12 protein-coding genes are annotated in these 18066 nt (G+C 73.1%); 3 read left to right on the top strand and 9 right to left on the bottom strand.

The features are described from left to right. The 5 genes from I59_RS10265 to manA all read right to left on the bottom strand — a co-directional run. Positions 1-934: DUF5719 family protein (locus tag I59_RS10265; RefSeq protein WP_022903793.1), on the bottom strand; the 934-nt coding region annotated here is incomplete at its 3' end. Beyond that, positions 931-3783, bottom strand: a complete 2853-nt coding sequence (locus I59_RS10260) for a glycosyltransferase family 2 protein (RefSeq protein WP_022903792.1) — start codon at positions 3781-3783, stop codon at positions 931-933. The genes I59_RS10260 and I59_RS10265, both read right to left, overlap by 4 nt. A gap of 123 nt (positions 3784-3906) precedes the next feature. Then, the gene (locus I59_RS10255) at positions 3907-4239 is read right to left on the bottom strand and encodes a WhiB family transcriptional regulator (RefSeq protein ID WP_083882040.1); all 333 of its coding nucleotides are present in this window, start codon (positions 4237-4239) and stop codon (positions 3907-3909) included. 175 nt (positions 4240-4414) lie between these two features. Next, on the bottom strand, positions 4415-5383 hold the full coding sequence (gene galE, locus I59_RS10250) for a UDP-glucose 4-epimerase GalE (RefSeq protein ID WP_031273578.1): 969 nt from the start codon (positions 5381-5383) through the stop codon (positions 4415-4417). A 53-nt stretch (positions 5384-5436) separates the two neighbouring features. Beyond that, entirely contained in the window at positions 5437-6645 is a 1209-nt protein-coding gene (gene manA / locus I59_RS10245) for a mannose-6-phosphate isomerase, class I (protein WP_022903789.1), read from the bottom strand. A gap of 42 nt (positions 6646-6687) precedes the next feature. Between manA and I59_RS10240 the strand changes: the two genes are divergently transcribed. Further along, entirely contained in the window at positions 6688-8085 is a 1398-nt protein-coding gene (locus I59_RS10240; RefSeq protein WP_022903788.1) for an O-antigen ligase, read from the top strand. A gap of 59 nt (positions 8086-8144) precedes the next feature. Here I59_RS10240 and I59_RS10235 read toward each other — a convergent pair whose 3' ends face one another. Continuing rightward, complete coding sequence (locus I59_RS10235) at positions 8145-9509, bottom strand: hypothetical protein (RefSeq protein WP_022903787.1); 1365 nt, start codon at positions 9507-9509, stop codon at positions 8145-8147. Positions 9510-9600: 91 nt separating this feature from the next. Here I59_RS10235 and I59_RS10230 point away from each other — a divergent pair, with 91 nt between their 5' ends. After that, positions 9601-10902, top strand: a complete 1302-nt coding sequence (locus I59_RS10230) for an O-antigen ligase (protein ID WP_148286164.1) — start codon at positions 9601-9603, stop codon at positions 10900-10902. A 202-nt stretch (positions 10903-11104) separates the two neighbouring features. On the opposite strand, the gene I59_RS10225 is transcribed toward I59_RS10230, so the two are convergent. Beyond that, positions 11105-11851, bottom strand: a complete 747-nt coding sequence (locus I59_RS10225) for a polyprenol monophosphomannose synthase (protein ID WP_022903786.1) — start codon at positions 11849-11851, stop codon at positions 11105-11107. Next, complete coding sequence (locus tag I59_RS10220; RefSeq protein ID WP_022903785.1) at positions 11848-14337, bottom strand: glycosyltransferase; 2490 nt, start codon at positions 14335-14337, stop codon at positions 11848-11850. The genes I59_RS10225 and I59_RS10220 overlap by 4 nt, the downstream gene beginning before the upstream one ends. A gap of 139 nt (positions 14338-14476) precedes the next feature. On the opposite strand from I59_RS10220, the gene I59_RS10215 reads away from it, so the two are divergent. Then, positions 14477-15760 carry a glycosyltransferase gene (locus tag I59_RS10215; RefSeq protein WP_148286163.1) on the top strand — a complete coding sequence of 428 codons (1284 nt, stop codon included), beginning with the start codon at positions 14477-14479 and terminating at the stop codon, positions 15758-15760. A gap of 132 nt (positions 15761-15892) precedes the next feature. Here I59_RS10215 and I59_RS22825 read toward each other — a convergent pair. Beyond that, the coding region (locus I59_RS22825; RefSeq protein WP_049976565.1) for a hypothetical protein at positions 15893-18066 on the bottom strand (2174 nt) is incomplete at its 5' end.

The raw sequence follows: 18066 nt of genomic DNA, 5'->3' as shown, positions 1-18066 counted from the left end.
AGCCGCCACCGTCCGCCGTGGTGATGCCGATGGAGACGCGGGCGGTCGCGGTGCCGGGGACGAAGAGCCGGAGGACCGGGGCCGCGTCGGCGGTGTCGTCACCGCGCTGCGCGGCCTCTGCGCCGCTCAGGACGACGCCCGGGATCACCTGCGACGTGCTCGGCGCGGCACCGCCGGAGACGATGTCGAACCCGCCGGGGGTGAGCGTCCGGACGACGGTCTCCTGCATGTGCGCGACGATCTGTCCGCCCGACGACTCGACGTGGACGACGGTGGACCCCTGGTCCGAGACGAACCCGGACAGCGGGACGACCTTCTGGCTGTTCGGAGCGACGACGATGCCGGTCGTGCCCGGTGCCGACACCTCGCCGGAGGCGTCGTAGATCGACAGGTCGACGGTGGCGTTCACGTCGGTCGGGTTGGAGAGCGTGATGAGGCTGGTGCGACCGGTCTCGGTCGACCCGCCCACGAGCCACGTCGACTGCGCCGGGTCGTCGCAGGACGCCGCGCCGACACCGACGAGGTCGCCGTCGGAGACGCTCTGGTAGCTGCTGCCCGCGACCTGCGGCGTCGTGGAGCCGGCCGGGGCGGTGAGGAGCCGCGGATCGCTCGAGCCGGAGGCCGACGCGTCGAGGTCCGAGCGCTCGACGGTGTCGCCCGTCGTCGCGGTCGCGATCGTGGCGCTGCCGACCGCGGTGGCCTTCGTGGCGTCGTTGCCGGCGTCGTCGGACAGCCGGAGCGCGTCGCCGGCGCAGACGCGCTCGGCGTCGGCGGCGACGGGGGTCACGGTCTGCCCGGCGGGACGACCGGGCGTCGAGGCGGTCCCGAGCGCGTGCGCCGCCGTCACGGTGCCGGCGGCGACGACGACCGCGACCGCGGTGGCCGTGCCGCGGACGAGCCAGCGGCGGACGGTCGAGGGGGTGCTGGCGCTCATTCGTCGCGCTCCTCGTCGAAGGTGGTCGCGGGCTCCTCGGCCTCGATGCGGCTCGAGGTGGCACGGCGTCGGCGGGGCGCGGTCGGCACCGCGAGCAGGGCGGCTGCACCGAAGACCACGCCGAGGACGACCAGGTAGGCGACGTGCGTCGCGTGGGCGGCCGCTGAGCCGGTGGACGTCCGGTCGACCGTGCCGTCGAAGTGGAAGAGCTGGCCGCTCGGCGTCTCACCGATGCTGGTGAAGAGGGCGTTCTGCCCGATCGCCCCGGCGGCGCGGTCGTGCACCGCCTGCGCCTCGGGCGAGGAGCCGGCGTCGTCGAGCAGGACGAAGCTCACCCCGAGCGAGCGGAGCGCCGGGCGCGGGTCGTAGCCGCTCCGGCTCGCCAGGTTGCCCGCGAGCGTGGTGAGCTGCTCGCCCGCACGGCTCAGGGACAGCGCCGTCGACTCGAGCGTCGACTGGTCGTCGAGCGTCGAGCCCTGACCACGCTCGAGTGCCACGGACAGTGACCCGTCCGGCTGCGGGTCGACGACGAGCGTGCCGACGTCGGGGTTCGCCTGCGCCTCGGCGTTGACGTAGGCGCTGAGGACGCGTCCGCTGGTCGGCTGGATCGCGGCGGTCTGCAGGTAGAAGGCCGCGAAGGCCGGCGCGACCGTCACGCCCGCGAGCACCGTCGCCACGAGTGCCGCGACGGGAGCGGTCCGCGGCAGGACGTCGAGCCCGATGCAGGCTGCGGCGACGATCCCGAGCCAGGAGACGCTGAGCCCACTGCCCGGCCAGACGATCGTGGTCGTGGACCCGACGCCGGTGACCGCGAGCTGCGTGGCACCGAACGCGGTGGCGTACCCGAGCAGGGCCAGGACGAGTGCGGCGCCGGCGACCGACCACCGGTGCCCGAGCATCGCCCCGAGCGCGGCGGCGGCGACCGGGAGCGCGAGGACGGCCATGGCGACCGGCAGCACCCACACCGGGAGCCCGAGCGGCGCGGACACCTGCAGCCAGCCGCTCCAGTCCGGCACCGGCTGCCCGATCGCGAGCTGGAAGGCCGAGGGCGCGCGGGTGGCGGACGGCACACCGGGGTCGGCGAAGACGGCGAGCGGGTTGCCCCGCGCGACCTGTGCGAGCACGAGCGGCAGGAAGAGCACCGCGGCGGGGACCGGGACGAACACCCGACGGTGCGCGCGTCGCCAACCGACGACGAGCGAGACGAGCCAGGCGACGAGGAGCACGGGCAGCAGCGACGGCGCCGAGGCCGCCACGACGGCGAAGAGGATCGCGGCCCCGGACGCCCATGCCCACGAGCGGTGGGCCTCGAGGAGCGCGAGGAAGAGCCACGGCAGCGTCAGGTGCGCGATGACGGCCCCGAGGTGGCCGCTCGTGACCGCACCGACGAGCGTCGGCGCGATCGCGTACAGCGCAGCCCCGACGACCGGCACCCAGACGCGCGTGGTGACCTTGCGGACGGCGAACCAGGCACCGAGCGCCGACACCGGGAACGCGAGCAGCACCACGAGCACCACCGAGGTCGACGGCGACCAGAACGTGATCGAGCCGAGGACCGCGACCACCGCCGTGAAGGGGTCGCTCGGGCCGGTGAAACCGGTGCCGATCGAGTGCCAGCCGTAGCCGACGTTCTGCCAGAGGCGTCCGACCGTCGTCGACAGCGGCAGGAGTCCCCCGCCGGTGAGGGCCGGCGAGCCGAGCAGCGGGAACAGCGTGACGACGCTCAGGACCGCGGCCGCGAGGACGACCCACACGCCGCCGTCGCCGAGGAAGGAGGCGCGGGCGATCGGGGCGTCCTCGACCCGCGCGAGTTCGACGTCGCGGGAGGTCGTCCGCCGCTCGTGGACCCGGCGCCAGCTCACTCGGAGCGGCTCGACGGCAGCCCAGCCCACGGAGCGGTTCCGCGCCAGCACCTTCCGCGAGCGACCGGTGCCGCCGCCCGACGCGACCGCGAAGGCCGCCGCGAGTTCGCCGCTCACGGCCGCCGGGTGCTTCGCGACGAGGTGGCCGACCGCCCGCCCCACCGCGAACGGCACGAGCATCAGCCAGTGCAGCCAGAGCAGCCCGGCCGGCGCGTAGGTCATGCGGCGGTGCAGCTGCGCCTGTCGGTGCATCCGGACGCGCTTGCCCTCGGTGAGGCGCTTGCGGCCGAACTCCTCCACCGGGCCAGCGCTCGTGACCCGCGCCTCCGGCACGACGGCGACGCGGTGGCCGGCCAGTCGGGCTCGGACGCAGAGGTCGAGCGCGGCGTCGACGTCGGGCAGCGCCGGGTCGAACCCACCGAGCTGCTCCCAGACCGAGCGCCGCACGAGCATGCCCGCCGCCGCGACGCCGAGCACGTCGGTGTGGCGGTCGTGCTGCCCCTGGTCCAGCTCGTCCTGCACGAGCACGAGCGAGCGACCGGTCCGGGTCATGCTCTCGCCGAAGTCGCGGATCTTCGACGGGTCGTCGTCGTGCACGAGCTTCGGTCCGGCGACGACGACCGACGGGGCGATCTCCACCGCGGTGAGGAGCTCGGCGAGCGCGGTCGGCGCGGGCGCGTTGTCGTGCCCGAGGAACCACAGCCACTCGTCGACGGGCCCGTCGGCGTCCACGGGGCGGACCTCGCGCACGCCCGCGGCGACGGCCTGGGCGAACGTCCGGTGCCCCGGGAGGCGGACGAGTTCGGCGGAACCGCCGAACGCGAGGTCGGCGGTCGACCCGTCGGTCGATCCGGCGTCGACCACGACGAGCCCTTCGGGGTGACGGGTCTGCCGGGCCAGCGCGTCGAGGGTGCGGTCGAGGTGGTCGCCGCCGTCGGCGGCGACCAGGATCGCGGTGACACGGGGCTGGGAGGCACTGGGCTGCATGACGGGCGTCACTCTACGGTCTGGAGGCACGTGCTCCGTCGCGGACGACGGCGTGCCGTGAACCTGTGGAGGTCATCACCGCACGGTGTGAGCCGGACGTTGTCCGGGCCTCCCGTCGGGCGGCTAGGCCCGTTTGCGCAGCTTGCGACGCTCGCGCTCGGAGAGACCGCCCCAGATACCGAAGCGCTCGTCGTTCTCGAGCGCGTACTCGAGGCACTGCGCCCGGACCTCGCACGAGGTGCAGATCTTCTTCGCCTCGCGCGTCGATCCGCCCTTCTCCGGGAAGAACGCCTCCGGGTCGGTCTGCGCGCACAGCGAGTCCGCCTGCCAGGCGAGGGGGTTCTCCTCGTCGTCGGTGTCGGGACGCCGCACGCCCGGGACGCCGAGCGACACGGGGTCGACGTGCCAGTCCTCCGGAACTCCGGCGCTGAAGTCGGAACCGTTCACCCTGATCACCCCTGACGTCTCGTGACGGACCACGACGAGTTGCCGTCGTTGCCTGTAATTACAGCGGTGTCATTCGCCAGGTGTCAAGTCGCGGATCATAGAAGCCGCTGACCGTTCCGGCGTGTCATGTCCCCCGTACGGGCGTGTCGCCCGCGTTCTGTCCGGGCTTCGGGGGACAAGCCGGTCACACTCGGGACACGCTCCGGCGCGCCTCCCACGCACTCGACACCATCTCGTCCAGGGAGTGTCGCATCGCCCATTCGAGGTCGCGGGCAGCCGCCTCTCCGGTCGCGACGATGCGCGCCGGGTCGCCGGGACGCCGCGGGGCGACCTCGGGCTCGAAGGCGATGCCCGTGCCGGCCGCCATGGCGTCCATGATCTGGCGGACGCTCACGCCGTCGCCGCTGCCGAGGTTGTAGGCGCGCTCCAGCGGCTCCCCCGCCTCGAGCTTCCGCGCGGCGACCGCGTGCGAGTGGGCGAGGTCGGCGACGTGCACGTAGTCGCGGACGCAGGTGCCGTCCGGCGTCGGGTAGTCGTCGCCGTTGATGCGCGGGGTGCGCCCGGCGAGCAGCGCGTCGAACACGAGCGGGAAGAGGTTGTGCGGGCTCGCGTCGTAGAGGTCCGGCTCCCCCGACCCGACGACGTTGAAGTAGCGGAGCGACGTCGTGGTGAAGCCGCGGGCGACCTCCATGTCCCGGAGGAGCCACTCGCCGATCAGCTTCGACTCGCCGTACGGCGACTCCGGCGCCTTCGGTGTGGACTCGACGACCGTGTCGACGTCCGGGGTGCCGTAGACGGCCGCACTCGACGAGAAGACGACCTTCGTGACGTCCTGCTCGGCCATCGCGCGGAGCAGGGTCGTCATGCCCGTGACGTTCTGCTCGTAGGTGTGCAGCGGGCGCTCCACGGAGACCCCGGCGTACTTGAAGCCCGCGACGTGCACGACGCCCGTGACGGCGTGCTCGCGGAGCGTCCGTGCCACGAGGTCGCCGTCGAGGATCGTGCCCTCGACGAACGGCATGTCGTCCGGCACGAAGGCGCGGAAGCCACTCGACAGGTCGTCGAGCGCGACGGTGTCGATGCCGGCACCCCGGAGCGCGCGGACGACGTGGGACCCGATGTACCCGGCACCGCCGGTGACCAGCCAACTCATGCTCGCCACGCTAGCGGACCGGCCGGGTCGGCAGGGCCGTCAGGGCTGCGAGTTCACGCGCCGGTCGCGATGAAGACGGTGGACGTCAGGCCCGAGGTCGCGTCCGCCTCGACCGTGACGTCGCCCTCGTCGGGGGTGACGTAGCAGCTCTCCCCCTGGCGGAGCAGGGTCGCGCTCGTCGCACCGACGAGCGTCACCACCCCCTCGGTGCAGATCGCGATGGAGGGGCCGCGCAGCGGTGCCACGCCGCCCGTGCCGAGCCCGACCGGCCCGCCGTCGCCGGTGACTCGCACGAGCGCGAAGCCCACACCGTCCGGCGCGAACCGGTCGACCCCGGGCGCGAGGTGCTCCGGCTCGAGGACCGGCGCCGGGTACGCCGTGAAGTCGAGGACGTGCAGGAGTTCGGGGACGTCGACGTGCTTCGGGGTGAGCCCGCCACGGAGGACGTTGTCCGACGGCGCCATGAGCTCGATGCCGAGCCCGTCGAGGTACGCGTGGATGTTCCCGGCGGGCAGGTACATGGACTCGCCCGTCCGGAGCGTCACACGGTGCATGAGCAGCGAGACGACGATGCCGGGGTCGTCCGGGTACGCCTCGGCGAGGTCGCGGACGGTGCGGACGTTCGGGCCGGCGGCGTCGTCCGGCACTGCGGCCGCGAGGTCGCTCACCGCCCGGACCACCGCGAGCGCGCCCTCGTCGGCGGTCTCGAGCCAGCGGACGGTGTCCTCGAGGCCCTGCCCGAGGTGCGCGACCAGCGGGCCGAGGCGTCCGGATCCGGCGTCCAGGCGCTCGACGTCCGCGAGGGTCTCGGCGACCGGCCGGAAGCCGCTCAGCGCCTCGAACCGCTCGCTCAGCGCCACGACGAGTTCGGGCTTCGGGAACGGGTCCTTGTAGTTCCGCGCGGGGTCGTCGACCGGGACGCCGGCCGCTTCCTCGCGGTCGAAGCCCTCCCGCGCCTGCTCCGGGGTCGGGTGCGCCTGGAGCGACAGCGGTGCGGCGGCTGCGAGCACCTTGAGGAGGAACGGCAGCCCGGTGCGGCCCGCCCCCAGCGCCGCCTCCGGCTCGGCGGCGATCCAGTCGAGGAGCGTGTCGGCACCACCGACCGTCGCCGGGTTCACCACGACGCTCGGGCTGCCGGGGTGCGCCCCCAGCCACAGCTCCGCCTGGGGTGCGCCGGTGACGGTGCGGCCGAGGAGCTCCGGGATCGCGGTGACGGACCCCCAGGCGTAGTCGCGCGGGGTGTTGGTGATGCCGAGGAACATGCGGCGAGCCTACCGGCGGGCGCGCGACGGTAGCCTGACGGGGTGACGAACACGTGGCCGCTGGCACGAGGGACGGTTCCGGAGCGGGAGGCGTTCGCGTTCGCGAGCACCCTGCTCGGTGTGGTGTTCGCCGGTGACGCCCTGCCGAACACCCTGACCTGGGTCGGTGCCGGGATCCTGTGGGGCGCGGTGGCCGTCTGGGGCGTCACGATCCTCGTCCGCGCCCGCCCGCCGATCTCCCGCACCCCCCGGTCGCTCTGGTTCTTCCTCGCGTGGTGCCTGCTGTCGCTCGTCTGGTCCCACTGGCGCTACGCCACCCTGCCGAGCATCGTCGTCCAGGTCGTCTGCGCCGCGGTGGCGTTCGCGGTCGCCTCGACCCTGAGCTGGCGCCGCATCCTCGACGCGACGAGCCTCGCGATGCGGTGGGTGCTCATGCTCTCGCTCGTGTTCGAGGCGTTCGTGGCGGTCGTCCTCCGGCACCCGATCGCGCCGGTGTGGACCGACTACGGCGACGCGAAGATCCCCGATGCGTTCTACTTCTCGCGCGCCGAGCTGTTCACCGGCGGCCGCATCCAGGGGCTGCCGGGCAACGCGAACCTGCTGGCCATGGTCGCGCTCCTCGCGGCGGTCGCCGTTGCCGTGCAGTGGGCCGAGGGGCGCATCCGGCGTGCCCGGGCGATCGGCTGGCTGTCCGTCGCCGCGGTCGTGTTCCTGCTCACCCGGTCGTCCACGGTCGCCGCGGCCGCCGTCGTCGTCGCGCTCGTCCTGGTCGTGGCGCTCTGGATCCGGCGGACCCCGACCGAGCGCCGCACGCCGCGCTACCTGGTCGTCCTGCTCGTCGCCGTGGTCCTCGCCGTCGTCGGGTTCGTGGCGCGGGGCGCGGTGTCCGAACTCCTCGGCAAGGGGTCCGACGCCACCGGCCGCGGGGAGATCTGGGCGAAGGTGCTCGGCCTCGTCGACCAGCACCCGGTGCTCGGCTGGGGCTGGATCGGCTACTGGTGGCCGGGCATCCCGACGCTCGCGGACCTCGCGCACCGCAAGGGCGTGACGTACCTCCAGGCACACGACGCGTACCTCGACGTCTGGATGCAGACGGGGATCATCGGGCTCCTGCTCTTCCTCGTCTACGTCGTCACCACGCTGCACCGGGGGTGGGCCGGCGCGACCAGGATCGGCTACGACGCGCGCCTCGAGCAGCGGTCGTTCGACCCGGTGTCGCTGTTCCCCCTGCTCGTCGTCGTCGCGCTCCTCGTGCAGTCGGTGGCCGAGTCGCGGCTGCTCTACCAGGGCAACTGGATCCTGTTCGCGCTCATCGCGATCAAGTCCCGGATCGTCCTCGTCGGCGACGAACCGGTGTCCGTCGGGGACGGCCCGCGCACCCCGCCGACGCGCCGCGAGTTCCGCTGGGCGTCGACGGACGAGCGCGCGCTCCGCGACTGACCCGCCGATCCGCCGGTCCCCGCAGCGTGACCGACGAGGGCGCAGCACGGCCCGCACCCTCACCGCAGCCGGGCGCAGTCGATCCGGGTCCCCCACGGCGCCGTCTCGACCCGCACCGACGCGAGCGCCGGATCGGCACGGCACGACGCCGCTGCGCGGGCGACCTGCGGAGCCCACTCGGGTCCGTCCGCCCGCCGTGACGGCTGCGGCTCGTGGTCCAGGGCGACCGGCGCTGTCCCGGCGACCGCCGAGCCGACGACCACCGCGACCGCGCACCAGCCGAGGGCGGTCCCGGTGAGCCGCACCGCGCCTCCCGGCCGGGCCGTGACGGGCGGACGTGCGGCGCCCCACGCGACGAGGACGCCTGCTGCCGTCGCGATCGCGGACAGCAGCAGGAGGCCGCTGGCGGCCCCGTAGCGCAGGGGCGGCGCGTCGACCATGCCCGGCGCGGGTCCGGACCACGGCCGGTCCGCCCCGTTCACCCAGAGGGCACCCGCCCACACGACGACCGAGCCGACGGTCAACGCGACGACGAGGACGCGTGCCCGCCACGGCCCGACGGCGACCGCCGCGACGAGGAGCACGCCGACGGCCGCCGCGGGGACGAGCACGACGGCCCAGCCGTGGTCGAGCACCGCACGGACCACCTCGCCGACCCGGGCGTGCAGGAGTCCGCCGAACGGCTGCAGGAACCACCCGGCGACGACGTCGCGCCACGACGCGACACCCGGGTCGAGGCGCCGGGGCGTGACGGCCGACACGGCGACCTGCGCGGCCACGCCGAGCACCGCGACGACCGTGACGGGCAGTGGCCGGAGGCCCACGCGACGCTCACCGACGGGTCCGTCGGGCACCCATGCGAGGAGCAGCAACGGCAGGAAGAGCGCGGTCTGCGGCTCGGTGAGCGTCACCGCCGCGGTGACGGCCGCGAGCCCCACGGCGGACCACCAGCGGCGCGGACGGTACGCGAACACCCACGGTGCGAGGGCGAGCAGGTACCAGTGCAGGTTCGCCGCGTTGCCGGCGATCTCGACCGGCGCGAGCGGCAGGAGCGCCGGGACCGCGGCGAGCAGCGCGCGGAGCGGCCAGGGGTGGACCACGTCGCGCGCGAGGACCGAGACGAGCGCGGCCGCCCCGCCGACGACGAGGCAGGACCCCAGGGAGAGCACGACGGCGTAGTGGGCCACCGGGAACACCCATGCGACGTCGACGAGCAGGCGCGGCAGGAGGTGGAGGTAGCCGGCGTACGGCTCGAGGAGGTCGAGGGGGCCGACCGCGGCACGGTCGCGCCAGAACACCCCGCCGTCCTCGGCCCACACCGTCCGGGCAGCGACGGGCCCGAGACGCCACCAGCCGACGAACGTCACCACGACCCCGACGAGCCCGGCGGCGCCGACCGTCCGGACCGAGCGCCAGCGCTGCACGACTGGATGGTACGGCGATATCGCGTTTCGTGGATGGAGGGCGCGACCAGAGCGGAGCGTGCCCTCGGCCGAGGTACGACAAGATGGACGGGTGACGGACAGCCGGGTGACGAGACGCGTGCTCGCGCGCCGCTACCTCTCGGCCTGGATCGGGTTCTCCGCCGGCGGTCGCTTCAGCCAGGCGCTCGCGACCGTGATCGTCCTCTTCGCGTTCGGGGAACCGACGGTCACGGCGCTCGTCGGTGACGCCGGGACCTGGGCCGTGCTCGTCACCCTCGTCGTGCTCGCCGGCCTCAGCCTGCTGGGGCAGCGCTACCGCATCGAGTGGCACGGCGTGCTCCCCCTGTCCCTGCTGGCGTTCGTCGGGTACTGCGCGCTCAGCGTCCTGTGGAGCGAGTACTCCTGGGTCGCGCTGCGGGGCCTCACCGCCACGGTGTGCTTCGTCGGGCTCGGGCTCTACCTGGCGCTCGGCCGCGACCTCGTGCAGGTCATCCGCGCCTCCGGGGACGCCTTGCGCATCCTGCTCGTCGTCGCCCTCGGTCTCGAGGTCCTCTCCGGGCTGGTGCTCGACGTCCCCTTCCCCGCCTTCGGCATCCGCGGCGACATCGCCTACGGCGGTCCGATCCAGGGCATCGGCGGCACCCGCAACTTCATGGGGTTCATCGCGGCCATGGCACTCGTGACCTTCGTCGTCGAGTTCCTGACGCGGTCGGTCTCCGTCTGGCGGGCGGTCGCCTCTACCGCGCTCGCGGTCATCGCGCTCATGCTCGTGCAGTCCCCCATCACCGGCCTCGCGATGATCGCCCTCGCCGTGACCGCGCTGGCCCTGTGGTCCCTGCGGCACGCCCGACCCGGCGCACGGCCGGTCGTGAACGCCGTGCTCGGTGTGGTGGTGCTCGCGATGCTCGTCGTCGGCGTCGTCGCCCGGCACCGGGTGCTCGCCGAGATCGGCGCGGCCGGCGGCACCGCGACCCGGCTCGACCTCTGGGCGCAGATCCGGGCGCTCACCGCGCAGTTCCCGATCCAGGGCTGGGGCTGGGTGGGGACCTGGCCGCAGGAGGCGGTCGTCCCGTACGTCACCTTCATCGACCCCGCGGGGCAGCGCTTCACGTCCGGGCTTCACGCCTTCGTCGACGCGTGGCTGCAGATCGGGCTCGCGGGCACGATCCTCCTCGGGATCACCGCGCTCCTGGCCTTCGCCCGGGCCTGGGTCACGGCGACGACGTTCCCCGGGGTGGCGTACGTGTGGCCGGCGGCCGTGCTGGTGCTGCTCGCGGTGACGAGCACGGCCGAGAGCTACCTCCTGCACGGGGCCGGGCTGCTGTTCTTCGTGACCGTGCTCGTGGTCGCGGCACGTCGGCGGTCGTGGCGGCGCCACCTCCCCCGCGTCTGACGCGGGCGCTGCGGTCCGGCCTGGAGGCGCGGCTCGGCTCCGTCCCGCCGGTGCGGCGCGGCAGGTCCTCGGTCGCGCACGCACCTTCCCGTCGCGAGCGCGATCACCGGTCAGGACGAGCGTTCCCGGTCGTCCGGGAGGACCAGGAACGCCCGGAACAGCCAGGCGCGCCCGGGACGACCAGGCACGCGGTCGGCGTCGGTCAGGCCGTGCGGCGACGACCGAAGCGCCGCTGGACGCCCCACTGCGTGACGCGGAGCATCGCCTCGACCACGATGCCGCCGCTCATCTTCGAGACCCCGTGCACGCGGTCGCGGAAGCGGATCGGCACCTCGACGATCCGGCCGCCCTGTGCGTCGACCCGGAGCGTCATGTCGACCTGGAAGCAGTAGCCCTTCGAGTCGATCGCGTCGAGGTCCATCGCGGCGACCGCTCCGGCGCGGTACACCCGGAAGCCCGCGGTGACGTCGCGCACGCCGATGCCGAGCACGATCCGTGCGTAGGTGTTCGCGCTCCGGCTCAGCACCTCGCGCCGCAGCGGCCAGTCGACGACCGAGCCGCCGGCGACCCACCGTGAGCCGATCGCGAGCAGGACGCGGTCGTCGGCGAGCACGGCGTCGATCATCGCCGGGAGGCGGTCGGCGGGGTGCGACCCGTCGGCGTCCATCTCGACGAGCAACGGGTAGCCACGCTCGAGCCCCCACCGGAAGCCCGCCACGTAGGCGGTGCCGAGTCCCAGCTTGCCCGACCGCTCGAGCAGGTGGACGCGGTCGTCCTCCGCGGCCAGGGCACGGACGACGTCGGCGGTTCCGTCCGGGCTGCCGTCGTCGACCACGAGCACGTGGGCCGACGGCACGGCGGCGACGACGGCGGCCAGGATGGCGCGGACGTTCTCCGCCTCGTCGTACGTCGGGATGACGACGAGGGCGGTCGGGGTCTCGAGCGTCACCGGTTCTGCAGGCGCCGCTTGATCTTGCCCGCGACGGCCCGCGGTCCCTCGGTGCGGAAGTAGTGCACCGCGCGGCCGAGGTCGTGCCGCACGCCGTAGGTCTTCTTCCGGTCCGGCACGCGCACGCGCATCTCGTGCGGGGTGACGGCGGTGCCGGCGTCGCGCACGGACTTGTCGGCGGCACGGATCGGGTTCCGGCAGAACTCGACGAGCGGCTCGAGCACGTTCTCCCACGTGAACTGCTCACGGATCCGGTCGACGTTGCCGATGAACTCGGCGCGGGCCTTCTTGTCGAACAGCGCCGTCTCGAGGGCGTCGGCGAGCCCGGCGACGTCCTGCTCGTGCACCGCGATGCCGAGGCGCTCCGCCGCGACCAGGTCGCCGAAGGAGTCCCCGGCGGTGGTGACGATCGGGAGACGTGCCCACAGGTAGTCGAGGATGCGGGTTCGGAACGAGAACGTGGTCTCGAGGTGCTCGTAGTGCGTGGAGACGCCGGCGTCGGCCTCGAGGAGGTACGCGCCGCGCTCCTCGTAGGGGATCCAGGTGTCGTTGAAGAACACGTTCGTGCCGGTGAGCCCGAGCGCGTCGGCCTCGGCCCGGACCTTCGCGACGATGTCCATCTCGGGCACGTCGGGGTTCGGGTGCTGCACGCCCATGAAGAACAGCTTCACGCTCGGCTTCTTCGCGGCCAGCTGCCCGATCGCCCGGACGAGCGTGATCGGGTCGAACCAGTCGTAGATGCCGCCGCCCCAGACGACGAGCTTGTCGTTCTTGCCGATGCCGGGCACGACCCCCTTGACCCGCTGCACGTCGTGCACGGGCGGGGTCGAGGAGAGGCCGAACGGCACGACACCGATGAGCGAGCGCAGGTCGGGGTCGCGCGAGTACGTGCGGGCGTTCACGCGGCCGGAGCCGGCGAGCTGGCCGAGCCAGAACATGCGCTGGCGCTCCGAGGCGCAGATGAAGTAGTCGCCGAGCTCGAGCTGGTGGTTGAGCGTGTCCGAGGCGTCGAGGATCTGCCGGTTCCACTTGTCGACGTCGTCGCTGCGGCCCTGCTCCAGCTGCTCGAGGTGCAGCGGGTCGTAGACGTCGACCACCAGGATCTTGCGCGTCGACTCGAGCACCGGGAACAGGCGGAGCGCGTGGCCCTGCACGACGATGACGTCGGCCCAGGCCTCGTGCTCGACCATCTGCCGCGGGTGCCGGTGCGGGACCGTCACGACCTCGTAGGCCGGGTCGACCGGCTCCGAACGGGTCAGGGACACCACGCGGACGTCGTGCTCCTTCGCGAGCTGCTTCGCCATCTGGGTGGCGCGGATCGCCGGACCGGCCATCTTCGCGCCGATCGAGTCCCCCGTGATGATGAGCACGCGGCGCCGGGTGCCCACCTCGAGCACGCCGAGCGAGTGCACGATCTTGTCGTATCCGGCGAGGTAGTTCTCGATCGGGTAGGCCGGCTCGTCGCGGTTGCCGAAGAGCCGCAGGAGCTCGCGGTCGCTGCGGACGCGCGTCGCCTGGATCTGCCGCCGCGACTCGGTCATCGACGGGAGCTGCTCGACGAACTGGTCGACACCGTAGATGCCCGCCATGCTCGTCTTCGGCACCGGGATCGTCGGGACGCTGTCGTCGCCGGGGTTGCGCAGGTCGAGTTCGGTCGAGTCGAGCTCGCCGCGGCCGACCGCACGCCGGACGACGAGGGCGAGCGAGCCGGGCAGCGCGGCCGCGAGCTGCTCGTCGCCGAGGTTCTTGTAGAGCGTGAAGAGCGCGTTCCGCTCGAGCAGGTAGGTCTCGCGGAAGTCGCCGAACTTGTTCATCGACGCGTGGTGCTTGTGGAACGCCACGGACTTCGGCTGGTACCGGAAGCGCCAGCCGAGCAGGTTGAGCCGCCACCCGAGGTCGACGTCCTCGTAGAACATGAAGTAGCGGTCGTCGAACCCGCCGAGCTGCTCGAACAGCTCCGCGCGGATGAACATCGCGGCGCCGGTGCCGAACAGGACGTCGGTCTCGCTCTCCCAGCGCCCGGTGTCCGGCGACCCGGCGAACGGCTTGTAGCCCATGCCGTACCAGGTCATCGCGGCCTCGGTGAAGTCGACGTTGACGCCCTCCCAGTCGAGGACCTTCGACGCCACGGCACCGATGTCCGCGCCGGACGCGAACGTGGCCATCGCCTCGCGCACCCACCCGGTGTCCGGACGGGCGTCGTTGTTGAGGAACGCGACGACCTCGCCGGAGGACTTCGAGACGCCGAGGTTGCAGCCGCCGGTGAACCCGAGGTTCGCGCCGGCGTCGACGAGCGTGAAGTCGAGGTCAGACGCCTTGAGCCGGCCGAGGTGCTCCGGCCCGGACCCGTTCTCGACGACGATGACCTCGAGCTTGTCCTGCGGCCAGTCCTGCTTGCGGAGCTCCGCGATGCTCGTGAGGGTGTCGTCCGTGCCCTTGTAGTTCACCAGGACGACGGAGACGACTCCGGCCTTGCGCTCGCTCACGCGGTTCCTCCTGCAGCTCCCGCACTCGTCGCGCGGTCGTTCGGCGGCCGACAGCGGGGTGCCCACGGCCGATGACACCCTACAAGGCGCGCCCCGTGACTCCCGGGTCCGAACCTGTGCGTCGTGCAAGATGGACGCCGTGACTGCCGTGATCCCGACGACGCCCATCCCTGCTCCCCTGCGCGACGAGTACGTCGCCATCGCGGCAGGCGAGCACGCCACGGGCCCCCGCGGCACGGTCCGCTTCGCCGTCTCCACCGCCGACCCGGACGAGGGCAAGGGCGACCTCTTCGTCGCGCTCGGCCTGGCCCGTGCGCTCCGCGAGCAGGGCTGGGGCGTCGCGGTGTGGCCGCTCGAGCGGTGGGGCGAGTCGGTGCCGGACGACACCGCGGTCGTGGTCAGCATGATCGAGTCCTTCGTGCCCGGCCACGTCCCGACCGGCACCGCCCTCGTCGCCTGGGTGCGGAACTGGACGGAGCGCTGGGCGGCACTGCCCTACCTCGACGAGTTCGACGCCGTCTGGGCGTCCTCGCCACTCGCCGCCGAGGCGGTGTCCGCGCAGTACGACGGCCCGGTCGAGGTCGTCCCGATCGGCGTCGACACCGACCTCTTCACCACCGCGCCCGACGAGCCGCGGTCGGACCGGGCGGTCACCACGGTCAACTTCTGGGGCGTCCGCCGCCACGTGCAGGACGTCCTCGCCGAGGTCGTCCCCGCCGAGCCGATCGTCTGGTTCGCGGCGAACGTCGACCACGTCGAGGCCTCGGCCGGGGTCGAGCTTCGTCCGATGGTGTCGTACTTCGCGCTCCCGCAGGTCTACCGCGCGGCGGCCTTCGTGGTCGACGACGTCATCGCGCCCGCCGCCGCCTACGGCACCCTCAACTCGCGCCTGTACGAGTCGCTCGCGGCCGGGGCTCTCCCGGTGACGGACTGCGTCACCGGGCTCGACGCCCTCGGCCTCGCCGACGTGCCGGTCTTCGAGGACGCCGCCGGCCTCGAGCGGGTGCTCGCGATGCCCGCGGCGGAACGGACTGCGCTCGTCGAACGGCTCCGCGCCGTCGTCGTCGAGCGCCACACGTTCCGTGCCCGTGCGGAGCAGGTCGGGCCGTCGCTCGACGCCGCCGTCTCCCGCGTCGCCGGCCGGACCGGGGCCCGGAGCGCCTTCCTGCGTTGGGCCACCGAGCAGCGGGAGGCCCTGCGCCGGGCGGAGCACGACCGCGACGTCCACCTCGCCGGCGTCCACGACATCAACGAGCGGCTGATCGCCTCCGAGCGGAAGGTCGGCGAGTACGACACCGCACGGCGTGCCGCCGAGGCGGAGCGCGACCAGATCGCGGCCCGCTTCGACGGGCTCACCCGCTCCCCCGAGTACCGCCTCCTGCACGGCGCGGGCCGGGTGGCGCGGCGCGCGCTGCGCCGCTGACCGGTCGCCACCGGCACGGCCGGTGCGGTCGTCCGGCGCGGCCGGTGCGGTCGTCCGGCACGGCCACACGACGGACGGGAGGCGCGTCACCGNNNGGNGANGCGCCTCCCGTCCGTCAGGGGGTGACCGTCCCTACTTGACGGTCACCGTCTTGGTGCCGAAGCTCACCCAGGTGCCGCGCGGCAGGTCCTCGTAGTAGACGCGGACGGTGTGCTTGCCCGGGGTCAGCCCGGTCAGCGTCACGGCGAGCCCGACGTCCGAGCCCCAGTCCGGGTGCACCTTCTGCACGTCGGTCCGCACGGCGTTGGCGACCCCGGAGCCGGCGCGCACCCCGTCGACGTGCAGCAGGTACCGCACGGGGTCCCAGCGGTCGGGGTCGATCGCCCAGCCCGACAGCCGGACCGTGCCGGTCCCGGCGGTCGCCGACTCGTACGCGCCCCGCACGGCGCCGGTCTTGCCGGTGGCGCCGGTCGTGGGCGGGTCGACGACGGTGACCGTCTTCGTGCCGAAGCTCTTCCACGTCCCGCTCGGCTTGTCCTGGAAGTAGACACGGACGGTGTGCGCCCCGGCCGTGAGGCCGGTGAGCTTCACCGACAGGCCGACGTCCGAGCCCCACCCGGGGTGCACGGCCTCGACGTCGGTCCGCACGGCGTTCGCCGTCCCCGTCGCGCCGCGCACGCCGTCGACGTGCAGCAGGTACTGCACCGGGTCCCACACGTCCGGGTCGATCGCCCAACCCCCCAGGGTCGCGCTGTGCACGCCACCGCTGACGGACTCGAACGCACCGGTCACGGTGCCCGAGTTGCCGGTCGTCCCGGTGTGACCGGAGGGCGCGGTCGACGTCGCCGACGTCACGGTGACCGTCTTCGTGCCGAAGCTGACCCACGTGGCGCTCGGGAGGTCCTGGTAGTAGACGCGGACGGTGTGCTTGCCCGCGCTGAGGCCGGTCAGCCGCACCGACAGCCCGACGTCCGAGCCCCAGTCCTTGTTCTTCGCCTCGATGTCGGTCCGAGTGGCGTCGGCGGTGCCGGTCTTGCGGGCGCCGTCGACGTGGAGCAGGTACTTGACCGGATCCCACACGTCCGGGTCGATCGCCCAGCCCTTCAGCGTGATCGTGCCCGCGCCGCCGGTCGCCGACTCGTAGGCACCGCGGACCGCTCCGGTCCCGCCGGTCTTGCCCGTGCTGGGCGCGGTGACCGAGACGGTCTTCGACGCGACCTTCACGTAGCCGGTGCCGGGCGCGTCGACCACGTACAGCGCCACGGTGTGCGACCCGGGCTGGATGCCGGTGAGCTGCTGCGACCACCCGAGGGTGGTGCCCACGCCCGGGTAGACCGCGGCGACGTCCTTCCGGACGAGCGTCGTCTTCCCGGAGGCACGGCTGGTGCCGTCCACGAGGAGCTTGTACGACGCGGGCTTCGACGAGTCGGGGTCGAGCGCCCAGCCGACCGCGCTGATCGTCCCCGGTCCGCCGGTCGCCGTGTCGATGACGCCCTTCGGGGCCGCGCTCGTGATCGTGCGGGTGTAGCAGCCGAGCAACGTGTTCGACCCGGACCCCTGGTTGATCGCGTAGGAGCACACCGAGTGCGAGCCGGGGGCCACGCCGGTCAGCTCGGCCGAGAACCCGTGCTGGGTGTTGCCGGTGCCGAGCGAGCCGGCGAGGTCGGGGCGGGCGACGTTCGCGGTGACCGTCTTCCACCCGGCGCCGTCGATGTAGAAGGCGACGCGGAGGGCGTTGGTGGTGTCGGGGTCGACCGCCCAGCCGGTGACCGTGTACGACGAGGCCGAGGACGCGGTCACGGCGTCGACGTTGCCGTAGGGGCTCCCGTTGCCGGTCGGCGAGCCGAACCAGTCGGTGTACATGCGCCAGAAGTTCCGGTTGCCGTACGCCGAGCAGCTGTCACCCGTGCCGTAGAGGTTGTTCATGGCGGCGGTGTTCGGCGTGTACGGGGTGTAGATGTACAGCCCGGCCGTCGCCTGGTTCTTGATGTAGACCGTCTTCCGACCGCACGCCGAGTTCGGGTTGTACAGGATCGAGTTGTTCCGGCCCGCCTGGTACGCCCACGAGGTCGGCGACGCCTGGTACCGCTTGAACTGCAGCGCTGCCGCGTAGACCTGCTGCCCGAACCCGTAGTAGGCCGGGTCGCACGGGGCGGTGTCCGGGCACGCGAAGCCGGTGGCGTGCAGGTACATGTAGCTCGTCGGGCTCGAGGTCGTGACGATGCCCTGCTCCTTCTGCAGCAGGACGAGCAGGACCTTCTGGCTGATGCCGCACGCCGAACCGACCTGCGCGATCATCTCGCCGC

Source organism: Curtobacterium sp. B8, from assembly GCF_000333315.1.
Classification (GTDB): domain Bacteria; phylum Actinomycetota; class Actinomycetes; order Actinomycetales; family Microbacteriaceae; genus Curtobacterium; species Curtobacterium luteum.
The sequence above is the reverse complement of the archived record's forward strand: the minus strand, read 5'-3'. Positions and strand labels throughout refer to the sequence as shown.

What these genes read in the sequence shown, in the direction of transcription:
- galE (WP_031273578.1), bottom strand. Translation starts at nt 5,383, where the DNA reads ATGAGTTGGCTGGTCACCGGCGGTGCCGGGTACATCGGGTCCCACGTC.
- manA (WP_022903789.1), bottom strand. Translation starts at nt 6,645, where the DNA reads ATGTTCCTCGGCATCACCAACACCCCGCGCGACTACGCCTGGGGGTCC.
- I59_RS10260 (WP_022903792.1), bottom strand. Translation starts at nt 3,783, where the DNA reads ATGCAGCCCAGTGCCTCCCAGCCCCGTGTCACCGCGATCCTGGTCGCC.